Source organism: Streptomyces sp. CNB091, assembly GCF_000377965.1.
Window position 1 is genome coordinate 115,361 of the sequence record NZ_KB899013.1, and the last position, 13,721, is coordinate 129,081.

Here is a 13,721-nt window from a genome sequence, read left to right on the forward strand (position 1 = left end):
AAACGCGCTCGGCCCCGGGACGTTTGGAGGAACGTCCCGGGGCCTGCGGGTCATCCTACGGTGACGCCCAGGGGGTCACCGCAGTCGGGAGGACGCCGGCTCATCCGTCCGTCGCGATGGCGTTCAGGACGTTCATCCGGCCTGCCCGGAAGGCCGGGACGAGAGCGGCGAACAGTCCGACGAGGGCGGAGCAGGCGAAGACCGTGAGGATCGTCGGCCACGGGATCTCCAGGACCTCCAGTCCCTCCAGCGCCAGCAGCTTCTGGGCCGCGGTGCCCCAGCCCATCCCGAGTCCGAGTCCGAGCAGCGCCCCGAAGAGGGCGATGACCACGGACTCCAGCCGGATCATGCGGCGCAGCTGGCGGCGGGAGAGCCCGATGGCGCGCATCAGGCCGATCTCGCGGGTCCGTTCGACCACGGACAGGGCGAGGGTGTTCACCACACCGAGCACCGCGACGATGATCGCCAGGGCGAGCAGGCCGTACACGATGTTCAGCAACTGGCCGATCTGGTCCTTCAGGTCTTCCTTGAAGTCGGCCTGGTTCTGCACCTTGTAGACGGGGTACTCGGCCATGACGCTCTTCAGGGCCGCGTACGCCTCCTTCTCCTTGCCCTCCTCCGCCTTGCCGAACATGGCCACGTTCTGCGGCATCCGGTCGGCCGGGACGTATGACGTCGCCGTCGTGAGGTTGGTGTACATCGCGCCGCGGTCGATGTTGGTGTCGTCGGAGGTGATGGCGACGACCTTCAGCTTCGCCGTCTCCCCCGCCTTGAACGCGACGGTGAGGGTGTCGCCGACCTTGACCCCGTGCTTCTCGGCGTAGTCCTCGCCGACGGACATGGCGTTCTTGTCGTACGCCTTCGAGAGGTCGCCGGAGAGTGCGGTGCGCCGGACGTCCTGCTGGTACGTCGGGTCGGTGGCGGTGATCCCGTCGTCCTCCGTCTTTCCGTTGGGGGCGGTGATCTTCGCCTTGAGGTAGGTGTAGCTCGTCATGTGCTCCAGGTGCGGCACGGCGTCCAGGGCCTCGGCGGCCTGGGGCACGATCGGCCGCCCGGCGCCGCTGTCCTGGACGATGAAGTCCGCTCCGACCGACTTGTCGAGCTCCTCGGTGGCCGAGGCCACCATGGAGGACCCGACGACGGAGAGGCAGGCCACCAGGGCGAGCCCGATCATCAGGGCGGCCCCGGTCGCTCCCGTACGCCGGGGGTTGCGCAGGGCGTTGCGCTCGGCCAGCCGGCCGACCGGGCCGAAGAGCCGCAGGACGACGACGCTCAGGGCCCGCACCACCACACCGGCCAGGAGCGGGCCGATCACGATGAAGCCGATCAGGGTCAGCAGCACGCCGAGGGCGAGGAACATCGACCCTTCGGTGGCCTTGTCCGCCTGGCTCGTCGCCCACAGGGCCGCACCGCCGGCCGCCGTCAGGAACAGGCCGATACCGGCCCTGATCCAGCCGGACTTGCCGTCAGCGGGGGTCCCGGCGTCGCGCAGCGCGGCCATCGGCGAGACCTTGCCGGCCCGGCGGGCGGGGATGTACGCGGCGAGGACGGTGACGACGACGCCGAGCACGAGGCCGACCACCGGAGTCGTCCAGGCGACGGTGAGGTCGCCGGTGGACAGCTCCATGCCCACCGCGCCCATCGCCTTCATCAGGCCGACGGCGAGGCCGACGCCGGCCGCGACGCCGAGCAGGGAGCCGACGATGCCGAGGAGGACCGCCTCCACCAGCACGGAACGGTTGACCTGCTTGCGGCTGGAGCCGATGGCCCGCATGAGACCGATCTCGCGGGTCCGCTGGGCGACCAGCATCGAAAAGGTGTTGACGATGAGGAAGATGCCGACGAGGAAGGCGATTCCGGCGAAGCCGAGCATCGCGTACTTCATGACGTCCAGGAAGGCGCCCATGGAGTCCTTGTTGGCCTCCGAGGCCTCCTGCTGGGTCTGCAGCTTGTACGCGCCCGAGCCGTCGAGGGCGGTGGCGATGTTCTTCTTCAGCTGGGTGTCGCTGACGCCGCTCTCCGCGCTCACCAGGATCTGGGTGAAGACGTCGGGGTCGCCGAGCAGCTGCTTCTGGGCGGTGGCGGTGTCGAGGTAGACGATGGCCGCGCCCGGGTTGGTGACGGTGAAGGACGCGATGCCGCTGATCTTCGCCGTGATGTCACCGGTGGCGACGATGATGCGCAGCTCTTCACCGGTCTTGAGCTTGTGCTTCTTCGCGGTGTCGGCGTCGACCATCACCTCGGTGGGGCCGCGGGGTGCGTGTCCGGAGGTGATCTCCATCGAACGCAGGTCGTTCTCGGTCCAGTTGCTCGCGATGGTGGGGGCTCCGGTCTCGGAGCCCATGTTCTTGTTCTCGCTGTCGACGACGGTGACCGCCATGGAGACGGCGGCGCCCTCCGCCTTCTTCACGCCGTCGACCTTCGCGACCTCCTGGACGGCGGAGGCGGGCAGCGAGGCGGGCTTGCCGTCGTCGGGCTGCTCGTCGGCCTCGCCGGCCGTCTTCGGGCTGACGGTGACGTCGGGCGAGGTCACCGCGAAGAGCTTGTCGAAGGTGGTGTTCATCGTGTCGGTGAAGACGAGCGTGCCGCAGACGAACGCCACGGACAGCAGCACCGCCACGGCGGAGAGGGCCATCCGGCCCTTGTGCGCGAGGAAGTTGCGCACCGAGGTCTTCCAGACAGTCATGACGTCCGCCCACGTGCGTCGAAGTGCTTCATGCGGTCGAGGACCTGGTCCGCGGTCGGGTTCTGCATCTCGTCGACGATGGAACCGTCGGCGAGATACAGCACCCGGTCCGCGTAGGAGGCGGCGACGGGGTCGTGGGTGACCATGACGATGGTCTGGCCCAGCTCGTCGACCGACTTGCGGAGGAAGGACAGGACTTCGGCCCCGGCGCGGGAGTCCAGGTTTCCGGTGGGCTCGTCACCGAAGATGATCTCCGGCTGGGCGGCCAGCGCCCTGGCGACGGCGACACGCTGCTGCTGACCGCCCGAGAGCTGGGTGGGGCGGTGCTTGAGGCGCTCGGAGAGCCCGACCGTGTCCACGACCTGCTGGAGCCAGGCGGCGTCGGGCTTGCGGCCCGCGATGTCCATGGGAAGCGTGATGTTCTCGATCGCGTTGAGCGTCGGGAGCAGGTTGAACGCCTGGAAGATGAACCCGATCCGGTCGCGCCGGAGTTGGGTGAGCTTCTTGTCCTTGAGCTTGGTGATCTCGGTCTCGTCGAGATAGATCTCGCCCGACGTCACCGTGTCGAGCCCGGCCAGGCAGTGCATCAGGGTCGACTTGCCGGAGCCGGACGGGCCCATGATCGCCGTGAACTGCCCGCGGGCGATGTCCACATCGACGTGGTCGAGCGCGACGACCCGGGTCTCCCCGGACCCGTACGCCTTCACGACCTGCCGCGCTCGCGCCGCGACGGCCGTACGCCCTCCAGTGCCCCCGTGCCTGGGAATGGTCACAGCCGTTGTCACGGTGTTTCTCCTATGTCGATCGATGACTGGACGTCATTGGGTACGGTCCGAGTCTGGGTTCTGGACGGTGTCCGGCGCGATGGTGCCCAGCGCAGTCTTCAGGTGGGGTTTTCCCCACCTGCCTCCCTGGGATGGGCCCCAGCGGCGACGTAAGAACAGGTTAAGGAAACGCCCCCCGGCGCCACGTCCTCCGCCGGGAGGAACGGGCCCTGGCCACTATGAGGGGGCGCCCCCTAGGGGACTCGTCCCCGAGAGGGAGGCGAGGTCAGGGGCACCGTTCGCCCCGGCGGGACCTCGGGCGGGGCGGCCACCCAAGCGGAGCGGAAGGGTCCGCCGTTGCCCCCCTTGCCCACCGTGCCTTTCCCTTGCCCTTTCCCCTGTCTTTCCCCTGCCCTTCCCCTCGCCGGACCCTCGACCGTTCTCCTCGTCCCGCCCCGTACGGCGCTCCCGGATGAGACAGTGCCCCGGGAGATACGTGCATAGGGAAGGAAACCCGGTGAGCGGCACGGACGACGAGAGCGACGTGGGCGCGGACGGCACAGCGGCGAGCTCCGCCCCCGGCACGGGCGGGACTGGCCCGAGCGGAACCGGCACGGACGGAACCGGTACGGACGCGGACGCCGATGCCGACCCCGGCGCGGGTGCAGGTACGGGTACGGGCCCCGGCGCGGGCGCGAGTACCAGTACGGGCCCCGGCGCGGGCGGCGACGGCACGAACGCGCCGCCCGCCCTCACCACCCCCCGGGGCCGCCGCCCCGTCGTGGCGGCGCTCATGCTCGGCATGGCGCTGGCGGCCATCGACGGCACCATCGTGTCCACCGCCGTCCCCCAGATCGTCGGGGACCTCGGCGGGTTCACCGTCTTCTCCTGGCTCTTCTCCGGCTATCTGCTGGCCGTCACGGTCACGCTCCCCCTGTACGGGAAGCTCTCCGACACCTTCGGCCGAAAGCCGGTCCTGATAGCCGGGATCATCCTGTTCCTGATCGGCTCGATCCTCTGCGCGGCCGCCTGGAACATGGGCGCGCTCATCGCGTTCCGCATCGTCCAGGGCCTGGGCGGCGGCGCGCTCCAGGGCACGGTCCAGACCATCGCGGCCGACCTCTACCCACTGAAGGAACGCCCGCGCATCCAGGCGAAGCTGTCGACGGTCTGGGCCACCTCCGCGGTCGCCGGGCCGGTGGTCGGCGGGCTGCTCGCCGGGTACGCCGACTGGCGGTGGATCTTCCTGATCAACCTCCCGGTCGGGGCGATCGCCCTCTGGCTGGTGGTCCGTCACCTCCATGAACCCGCCCGCCCCCGCCCCGCCGTCCGGCCCCGCGTCGACTGGGCGGGCGCGCTCGCCGTCTTCGCGACCGGCGCCCTGCTGCTCACCGCGCTCGTACAGGGCGGTGTCGCCTGGCCCTGGCTCTCGACGCCCTCGCTCGGCCTGTTCGGGGCGAGCGCGGTGCTGGCCGCGCTCACCGTCGTGATCGAACGGCGGGCGGCGGAGCCGATCATCCCGGGCTGGGTGTGGCGGCGGCGCACGATCGCCTCGGTCAACCTGGCGCTCGGCGCGTTGGGCCTGCTGATGGTCGCGCCGACCGTCTTCCTCCCCACGTACGCCCAGTCGGTGCTGGGCCTCGGCCCGATAGCGGCCGGTTTCGTGCTCTCAGTGATGACGCTGAGCTGGCCCGTCACGGCAGCCCTGTCCGACCGGGTCTACAACCGCATCGGCTTCCGGCTCACCGCGATCATCGGCATCGGCGCCGCCCTGCTGATCCTGCTGGCCTTCCCCCTGCTCCCCTACCCCGGGGAGCCCTGGCACCCGGCGCTGCTCATGCTCCTGCTCGGCGCGGCGCTCGGCCTCTTCCAACTCCCCCTGATCGTGGGCGTCCAGTCGACGGTCGGTTGGGCGGAGCGCGGTACGACGACGGCGTCCGTCCTCTTCTGCCGCCAGGTCGGCCAGAGCATCGGCGCGGCGGTCTTCGGGGCCGTCGCCAACGGCGTCCTGGCCGCCCGCCTCCTCGACGCCCCGGTGGCCGGCCTCCCCGACGACCTGGACGCGGTCGCCCGCGCCCTGGAGGACCCCGGCACCCTCTCGGCGGCGGCGACGGACTACCTGCGCCGGGCGGTCGACGCCGCGGTGGACCACGTCTACATCGGGGCCGCCGGAGCCGCCGCCCTGGCCCTGCTCGCCCTGATCACCCTGGCCCCGCGCCGCTTCCCGGTCATTACGGAGACCGCCGCCGCCCCGAGGACCGCGGGGGCGGCGGACCGGCAGGACAGCCCTTCCTAGGGCCCGGCGCTCTTCGAACCGTTCTACGGGTTGAGCAGGGGCATGGCCGCGAAGGCGTGGTCCGCCCAGATGCGGCGGGATTCCTCGTTGGCGTACGGGGCGATCTCCGGATCGGTGTCCATGAGCCGGGTGAGGCGGCTCGGGGCCCGGTACGGGGACCAGCCCGGGTGGCCGTCCGTGGCGAAGGAGGTCCATGCCCGGCGGAAGTGGGCGGACACGGCCTCGGCCTCGTCGCGGGCTTCGTCGCCGATGAACGTGGCGCTGAACTCCGTGGTGAAGTCGCCGAAGGTGAGCGGGACGTCCAGACCGTGGCAGGCCCCGGCGATGCCGCCGAAGGCGGGCGCGGGCCAGGTGAGTTCGTAGACGTGCACCTGGCCGCCGGCCTCGGCCTGCGCTTCGGCGAGGTGGACCGTGGGCATGCGGAACAGCCAGTCGGAGTGCACCAGTTCGTACAGGCGCTCGGCCGAAGCGTCCGGGAAGGCCTCGCGATAGGCCCGCTCGCCGTCCGGGGCTGGGGCCAGTGTGCCGAGCGCGGCACGCGCCTGATCATCGGTCACCTTGCCGAGGAGTCCACCGAGGAAGAGGGCGAAACGGAACTCGTCGCGGGTGTGTCCGGTGAGCAGCTCCACCTGGCGGGCCGAGCCCGCGGCCACGGGCTGCCAGGGCGCCGCCGGCAGGACGTCGCCGTCGACGACGGGGCAGATGAGCATGGAGGTGTCGGCGATGGCGCCCCAGCGCCGGGCGTACTGCCGGGATGCGGCGGCGTGCGCGCCGGTGGCCTGAGCGAGGGCTGCCGGCGACAGGGCGGCGAGGTCCGTGATGGTCGCTTCCACCCCCAGGGAGGAGGTGATGGTGGAGGCGATGTCCGCTGCCAGTTCCGGTGAGAGGAAGGTTCCGGGCACACTCTGCGCGATGGCCCGGCCGAACAGTCCCCGGGCGCGCGGAATAGCCAGGAGAGCGGCGACGGAACCCGCCCCTGCGGACTCGCCGAAGACCGTGACCCGGCCGGGGTCGCCGCCGAAGGCCGCGATGTTCTCCTGTACCCATTCCAGCGCGGATATCTGATCGAGCAGGCCGCGGTTGGCGGGAGCGCCTTCGATGTGGCCGAACCCCTCGAAGCCGACCCGGTAGTTGAGGGTGACGAGGACGACCTCGCCCTCCTGGGCGAGCCTGGCGCCGTCGTACTCGCTGGACATGCCCATGGTGTAGCCGCCGCCGTAGATCCACACCATGACCGGCAGCCGCGCCCCCGCTGCCGGTTCGGGGGTCCAGACGTTCACCGTGAGCCAGTCGTCGCCGCCCGGCGCATCCGTCGCCGCCGTGGCCGACGGAACCATCGGCATCGGGGTCTGCACCGGCGGCGGACCGAAGGAGGACGCGTCGCGTACGCCGTCCCAGGGCTCCGGGGGGCGGGGGGCGCCAAGCCGCGCCTCGCCGACCGGCGGTCGCGCGTAGGGAATGCCGCGGAAGACGGCCAGGCCGCCCTCCGCTTTTCCGCGGACCGCACCGGACGCGGTGCGAGCCACCGGGCCCGCACTTCCGGCTTCGGCTGTCGATGGTTTGCCTGTCATCATGAGGACTCCATTCGTTCCGTCCGGACCGGCTTCCCGGCCGGGCGCCGTGGGCGTGCGGAGCGGCACCGACGGCCGGGGGCTCCGGCGGCCGACGCGATGTCATCCGCGTGGATACGAGGCACCACTATCTTGATAGGCAAGTTGAAACTTGCCTATCCTGGGGGCATGGCAGGCGATACCTTCAAGGCTCTGGCCGACCCCACGCGGCGCCACATCCTGGACGAACTGACGGAACGGAACGGAACGGAACGGAACGGAACGGTCAGACCCTGTTCGAGGTACGCGCCCGGCCGGCCACCAGACACGGCCTGAGCCTGTCCCGCCAGGCAGTCAGCCAGCACCTGGCCGTCCTGGAGGCAGCGGGCCTGGTCGTCACGCACCGCCAGGGCCGCTACAGAGCCTTGCCCACGTCCACGTGCGGCTGAGCGAGCCAGACGAGGGAGACTCCGACGGGGCCGCCGTGATGCTTGCCGAGGGCGAAGCCGCAGCCCCCGAGCAGGAACAGCACGACGTCGAGACCGTTAAGCCCGTCCCGCGACGCGTCCCCCGCAATTTGTAGGCATCCCCCGAGGCTTGGGGCTCGGGCTTCGGGCCCCGGGCTTCGGGGCGGTCGGGTCACTCTTCTGGGGGTACGTGAGCGGGGCTCCGGCCCGAAGCTCGGGTGCCGCGACTCGGGCGTCGGGATGCGGGACCCGAGGTTCGAGCGCCTTCTGTAACCGGTAGGTAGAAGAGGGAGGTTGGGAAAACCTCCCCTACCTCCCCACCCCCGTAACGGTCAGCAAGTATGACTAATCGTGACAGCTTGCGGCACAGCGTCACGACTGCTTACGGTGCGAGAACTAAACGACCCCGACACGGTGTTAGTCGCACCGGCCGGGGTCTCACCGCAAGATCGATACCCAGAAAGCCGATCCCGTGGCTACCCAGCACACTAGCTCCGCCCTGCCCGCCCCCGCACTCTCCGCCGCTTACCCGATGGCCAAGCCCGGCTACGGCAAGCGCTCCGCGCCCGACCAACGCCCGCGTACGCGCAACGATTTCGCCCTCCTGCCGACGCGAGAACGGTATGTCGCCGGGTTCGTCGACCACCTCCCCGAGGGCGCGGCGATGAGCGTGAAGACACTGGCGAAACAGCTCCCGCTCTACGGCCAGCAGGCCATCTCCACCTCGCTGACCGCCTTGTCCGTCGCCGGGCACCTGCGGCGCGTCCGGTGCGCGGCCGTCGGTGCGGGCGACGAAACCCGCTGGGTCTTCCGCACCTTCTGGTCGCGCACGGCCCGGGACAACGAGTGGTGGAACGCCTACCTCGCCACCGAGCAGGCCGCCCTGGCCGCAGCCCCCGTACCGGAGACGCCTGCCTTCAACGCGGCCCCGCCGCCACCATGGGTCCCGGCTGAGGAACCGCCGCCGCTGCCCGCCCCGGAGGGGAGCGGTACGGAACCGGCCCCCGGGCCCACCGCCGTACCGCACCAGCGCACCCCGGCCCGGACCCCGGACACCGAGCCCGAGCCGCCAACGCCGCCCGCCCCGGCCACCGTTCACGCGACGCCCCACGCCGTCGAAGCCAGCCCCGCCTACCTCGCGCTGGCCCGCCTCGGCCGCGACGACCACCGCCTGGCCCTCTCCGCCGATGACTGCGCAATCTTGGAACCACAGGCAACGGAATGGCTCGCCAGAGGCGTGAGCGTCGACTACCTGACCAGTGCACTGACCGCAGGGCTCCCCGCCCACGTCGACAGCCCTCTCGGCTTCGTTCGCCGCCGCCTCACCGACAAGATCCCACCCCAACTCCCCACCGAAAACACCCGACCCGCCACCCCCGGCCCAACCCGCCGCATCCTCATGGAATGCACCGACTGCGGACGCCCCGGACAGCCAGAAGCCCTCCCCGACGGCCTCTGCCGCCCCTGCCGCACCGCCCACACTCCGGCAGACGAGCCCCCGCCCCACCCTGCCGAGATCGCCGACGTCAAGGCCCACATGAGCAACCTCCGCGACCTGCTCAAACCCGTCTGAACACGAGCGCCACGACCAACTCGCCCCCCGACCGACACAAGCCACGGGCACAGCGCACGACAGATCCCCGAACCTCCCGCACGACAGCCATCCACCTCCGCAAGATCCCGAAAACCACGACAAACGCCCTCCCTCTTGCAGAGACGAGATACCGCACACGACCGGCAGAGGGCAGAATCACCCCTGCACATGCCCAACTCCAGGCCAGGACGGTTTGCCGCATCGAGGAGATATGTCCGTTTCTCGGGAAGTGGGTAAAAACAGCCCCTCGGCCACATAAACCCGCAGGTCACGAACTATGGTCCCCGCGCACGCGGGGGTGGTCCCCCTGGGTCGGTGGCGATGAACTCCAGGTCGAGATGGTCCCCGCGCACGCGGGGGTGGTCCAGCTGCCCGTTGACCATGTTCAGGGCGCTGGCGATGGTCCCCGCGCACGCGGGGGTGGTCCCTCCAAGATGGACGCTGCGCTTGCTGTGCCGAGATGGTCCCCGCGCACGCGGGGGTGGTCCCGTGCCGCACGGCGAGTACCGGTACAACGTCCTATGGTCCCCGCGCACGCGGGGGTGGTCCCTTCGGGTCACTGGAAGCCTGCGAGAAGTACGGATGGTCCCCGCGCACGCGGGGGTGGTCGCATCCTCGGCCAGAACTCCGTCAGCAGCCAGCAATGGTCCCCGCGCACGCGGGGGTGGTCCCGCCTCATCGTGCCCCAACTGCATCCCCTGAGCTGGGGTGTTGCGACGACCGCTGGAAGAAAAGTTCGCCGGTGGGGGCCATGCCCGGGGTCAGCCGAGGGAGTCGATGGCCTTCACCACCAGGGCCCGCGCTGCTGCGCCATACACCGCAGTCTGCCGCAGCTCCTCGAACGCTCTCGCGTACAAGGCGATCTCGCTGGGCTGGGTAATGCGGACCCGGGCCGAGAGCAGCTCGACGGAGACGAGGGAGTTGTCGTAGAGGTGGAACGTCTCGCGCGGCCACTGCTCGCGGTGCGCCGTCTTCGGGATGATGCCGAGGGACACGGCGGGGAGGGCTCCGGCGGTGAGGAGGTGGCCGAGCTGGGCGGCCATCGCGTCGGCATCGCCGATCCGGTAGTGGAGTACGGCCTCCTCGATGAGGAGGACGAAGCGGTGGCCCCGCTCATGGATGATGCGCGAGCGGTCGACCCGGGCGCGGGCAGCTTCGGCACTGTCGTCGACCGGCAGTTCGCGGAAGCGGGCGCTCATTCCGAGGACGGCAGCCGCGTACCCCTCGGTCTGGAGGAGGCCCGGGACGAGCGAGGAAGAGTAGACGCGGAACAGCTCGGTCTGCCGGAAGAACGCGGCGGAGCTGTTCTGCAACTGCTTGAGTCCGTGGCGGACCTGGTGGCGCCACTCCGTGTACATCGACTCGGCGTGGAGCGACTGGGCGATGAGGTCTTCGGCCAGTGCCTCCGCATCCGCAGCACGGCACCAGCGGCGGATGTCGCCGGCAGAGGGGGCGGTGCGGGCGTTCTCGATGCGGGACGTCTTGGCGTGGTGCCAGCCGCACCCGGCGGCCAGCTCGGTGACCGTGAGCCCGGCTCCCCTGCGGAGGTCGCGCAATCGCTTTGCGACGACTTCGCGCGCGGCCTGGGCCGAGGAGGAGGGGGATGTGGTCATGTGCTGGCCTGTCCGGGTGCGGTCGTCAGCGGATCTCGTACTGATCGTGCGGTACGCCTCGGCCCCACACGGCTTCGAACGCTTCGCCGCACAGCTTCACTGCTGACGGGTCGGTGGTGTGCTCCGGGCCTTGCGACGAGCCGTCGCCGGCGAAGTGGTTCCACCGGACGAGGCGGTCGTCGAACAGCCAGAAGTCGTTGCCGGGCAGGGCGATGTCGGAGGCGCGGCGGCGGGGCAGCCACCGCACCTGTTCGCCGGCCTCGATGTTCGTGAAGGTGCCGGAGTACTCGTAGCGGATGTACTCGCTGAGGGGCTCGGACACGATGCGGGCCCGGCGGATGACGACGCCGCGCCCTACGGTCTCGGCGACCAGGTCGAGCCAGGGCCGCCACCAGGACGCGCGGTCTGCTGGGTCGTGGCGGAAGCCGGCGCGCCATTCGGCGAACGGGCCCTTCTCCTTGTCGACGGCGTAGACGTCCCGCATCTCCAGGTGCACAGCGGACCGTTCACACTGGGCAAGGAGGTCAGCGAACGTGGTTGGCACGTTCGAGGGCATCGCACGCCTCCCTGATCATGTCCACCATCCTGGCGGGGATGCGGACCACGGCTTCGGTGTCCGGGATCCCTACGGCGTGCCCGGGGAGTTCGAGGGCGGCGCACTCGGCTTCGAGGTCGGGGCTCGGCTTCCATCCCTGAATGACGAGCTCGCCCTTCCCCTGGTCGATCCACACGGTCGGACTCTCGTCGTCGCCGGTCTGCGGGTCGATTCCGATGAACTGTAACGACATGTGGCACCTCCGGCTGGGGGTGTGCAGTTGTGTGCAACACCGTCAGGCACACCCAGGGCGAGGTCAAGAGGGCGTTCCTGCGGTGGCCTCCCGAAGAGGGCCGTGCGCACATATCTGCACATGGCTGGTGTGCACGCACAGGCGGTCCCTACGGTCGGGCATATCTCACCGACTGCGACGGGGGCACACCCGCGATGACGATCAAGGTGTACGAGGGGGCCGCGACGGGCTCACCCTCATCGTGCGCGAGGGGGCAGAGGTCGTGCCCCCTCGAACAGCCGGAGGCCTCGCACCAGTTCCTCGCCTTCGAGTGCCCCGCGTGCCAGACACACAGACGATGACGTGGTGTTACGCCGACGGCGGCATGCACACCTACCCGCCGAGGACGACACCGGCGCCCACTGCCCTGACCACAGCGTGACCCTGCTCCGGCACGGCCACGCTCCCGCTCACGAAGGAGACAGGATGACCACGCACATCGCACGGGCCGACGATGGCAAGCACGGCGGAGAGCCGTCGGACAAGCCCTGGGTGCCGGACCCCGCCCCGGCCCCGTCGCCGGACGGAAGCCGCCCGCAGAAGCACAGCCCGCAGTCGTGAGTACGGCACAGCAGGAGATGCCCACCTACGCCGCACTCGTGCAGGGCCTCGACCAGCGAGGGTTGCTCAGCCCGGAGTGGCGGAGGGTCTGGGACGCCGTGCCGCGCGCCGACTACCTTCCGCAGGCCGTCTGGCGGCAGCTCCCGGACCGGTGTGAACCGGTCATCGGGACGGACGACCGGGCGGCGCTGGTCCACTCCGACGAGCCGGTCGTCACGCAGCTCGACGACGGGATCGAGGGTGGGCCCGGCATCGCGACGTCGTCGAACTCCATGCCGTCGATGGTGGCCCGGATGCTCGGGCTCCTCGGCATCGAGGACGGGCACCGCGTGTTGGAGATTGGCACCGGGACCGGGCATATTGCCGCGCTGCTCTGCGAGCGGCTCGGCGAGGAGCAGGTCTACAGCGTCGAGCTGGACCCCGTGTTGGCTCAACAGGCCGCGGATCACCTTGCCAGGGCCGGATACCGGCCGCATCTGCACGTCGGTGACGGCGAGCAGCAGCTCCCCGGTATCGACCCGGTCGACCGCCTGATCGCCACGTGTGCCCTCCGGTACGTCCCGCACACCCTGGTCCGGCAGGTGCGGCCCGGCGGCGTCATCGTCGCCCCGCTCGCCCGCGACTTCTGGTCCGGCGCACTGGTCCAGCTCCACGTCCAGGACGACGGAACAGCGATCGGGCCGGTCTGCGGGTCGGCGATGTACATGCCGATGCGCTCGCACCGCCCGGCCGAGCACCAGATCGGAGGCAAGGGCCGGCAGCGCGCCGCGGGCCTCGACCCCGCCCGGACCCTCGACCTCGGGTTCGCCCTGTACGCGGGGGCCCGCCTGCCCGGCGTCCGGGTCAGCGGCACGGGGACCGCGGACGGCGCCCGGGTGTGGGTGAGCCACGAGAGCGGGGCTGCCGCCACCACGGCGACGGGCGAGGCCGTGTGGCAGTACGGGCCTGGCCTGATGTGGGAGGAGATCGAGACGGCATGGCGGGAGTACGAGCAACTCGGCAGCCCGGACCCGGGACTGTTCGGGCTGACCGTGACCGACTGCGGCCAGCAGATATGGCTGCGTGAACCGCATGCGGTGATCGAGGCGAGGCGCGGGTAGAGCCCGCCCCCGTTATGTTTTCTGTGGTTCCGCAACGGAGCCGCTGGCCTCCGGGCTCGGCATGACTGTGTCCCCCTGTCGAAGGAATGACCTGGGGGGTGGTGTCACCGGGCCCGGGGGTGTTCGTCGGAGACGCTGATCAGAGGTCCGGCCACCGTCCGGTCCGGCGCAATGCCGGACAGTTCGCGGGCGGCAGGTCTGCATAACGTGGATGCGCGAGCACGACACCCGAGCCGAGGCCGGCACCGTCAACACCCCTGAAG

Annotated in this window: 10 protein-coding genes, 1 pseudogene and 1 CRISPR repeat array; of the genes and pseudogenes, 5 read left to right on the forward strand and 6 right to left on the reverse strand. The window is 70.5% G+C overall.

Annotation, left to right across the window (positions count from 1 at the left end; genetic code table 11):
• Positions 1 to 100 precede the first annotated feature (100 nt).
• Positions 101 to 2,686, reverse strand: a complete 2,586-nt coding sequence (locus tag D581_RS0132860) for an ABC transporter permease (RefSeq protein WP_018961363.1) — start codon at positions 2,684 to 2,686, stop codon at positions 101 to 103.
• Complete coding sequence (locus D581_RS0132865) at positions 2,683 to 3,471, reverse strand: ABC transporter ATP-binding protein (RefSeq protein WP_026291117.1); 789 nt, start codon at positions 3,469 to 3,471, stop codon at positions 2,683 to 2,685. Before D581_RS0132865 ends, D581_RS0132860 begins: the two co-directional genes overlap by 4 nt.
• A 496-nt stretch (positions 3,472 to 3,967) precedes the next feature.
• Between D581_RS0132865 and D581_RS0132870 the strand changes: the two genes are divergently transcribed.
• Complete coding sequence (locus D581_RS0132870) at positions 3,968 to 5,746, forward strand: MFS transporter (protein WP_018961365.1); 1,779 nt, start codon at positions 3,968 to 3,970, stop codon at positions 5,744 to 5,746.
• A gap of 23 nt (positions 5,747 to 5,769) precedes the next feature.
• Here D581_RS0132870 and D581_RS0132875 read toward each other — a convergent pair whose 3' ends face one another.
• Complete coding sequence (locus D581_RS0132875) at positions 5,770 to 7,272, reverse strand: carboxylesterase family protein (protein ID WP_018961366.1); 1,503 nt, start codon at positions 7,270 to 7,272, stop codon at positions 5,770 to 5,772.
• 213 nt (positions 7,273 to 7,485) lie between these two features.
• On the opposite strand from D581_RS0132875, the pseudogene D581_RS1000000142365 reads away from it, so the two are divergent.
• Together D581_RS1000000142365 and D581_RS0132885 are read left to right on the forward strand one after the other, a co-directional pair.
• Positions 7,486 to 7,745, forward strand: a pseudogene (locus D581_RS1000000142365) (ArsR/SmtB family transcription factor).
• Between the two features lie 490 nt (positions 7,746 to 8,235).
• A complete protein-coding gene (locus D581_RS0132885) occupies positions 8,236 to 9,336 on the forward strand; it encodes a hypothetical protein (RefSeq protein WP_018961368.1) in 1,101 nt (366 codons plus the stop codon).
• Positions 9,337 to 9,634: 298 nt separating this feature from the next.
• A CRISPR array of direct repeats spans positions 9,635 to 10,027; the repeat unit is 27 nt; unit sequence ATGGTCCCCGCGCACGCGGGGGTGGTC.
• A 91-nt stretch (positions 10,028 to 10,118) separates the two neighbouring features.
• Here D581_RS0132885 and D581_RS0132890 read toward each other — a convergent pair.
• The 3 genes from D581_RS0132890 to D581_RS0132900 are packed head-to-tail and all read right to left on the reverse strand — an operon-like array spanning position 10,119 to position 11,758.
• A complete protein-coding gene (locus D581_RS0132890; protein WP_020679264.1) occupies positions 10,119 to 10,970 on the reverse strand; it encodes a Scr1 family TA system antitoxin-like transcriptional regulator in 852 nt (283 codons plus the stop codon).
• Between the two features lie 25 nt (positions 10,971 to 10,995).
• Positions 10,996 to 11,526 carry a DUF6879 family protein gene (locus D581_RS0132895; protein WP_026291119.1) on the reverse strand — a complete coding sequence of 177 codons (531 nt, stop codon included), beginning with the start codon at positions 11,524 to 11,526 and terminating at the stop codon, positions 10,996 to 10,998.
• Positions 11,495 to 11,758: a hypothetical protein gene (locus D581_RS0132900; protein WP_018961371.1), complete on the reverse strand. Its 264-nt coding sequence runs from the start codon at positions 11,756 to 11,758 to the stop codon at positions 11,495 to 11,497. Before D581_RS0132900 ends, D581_RS0132895 begins: the two co-directional genes overlap by 32 nt.
• A 465-nt stretch (positions 11,759 to 12,223) precedes the next feature.
• Between D581_RS0132900 and D581_RS1000000142370 the strand changes: the two genes are divergently transcribed.
• Positions 12,224 to 12,358 (forward strand): hypothetical protein, encoded by a 135-nt coding sequence (locus D581_RS1000000142370; protein ID WP_018961372.1) that lies wholly within the window; start codon positions 12,224 to 12,226, stop codon positions 12,356 to 12,358.
• The gene (locus tag D581_RS0132910; RefSeq protein WP_018961373.1) at positions 12,355 to 13,458 is read left to right on the forward strand and encodes a methyltransferase domain-containing protein; all 1,104 of its coding nucleotides are present in this window, start codon (positions 12,355 to 12,357) and stop codon (positions 13,456 to 13,458) included. Before D581_RS1000000142370 ends, D581_RS0132910 begins: the two co-directional genes overlap by 4 nt.
• The last annotated feature ends 263 nt before the right edge of the window (positions 13,459 to 13,721 follow it).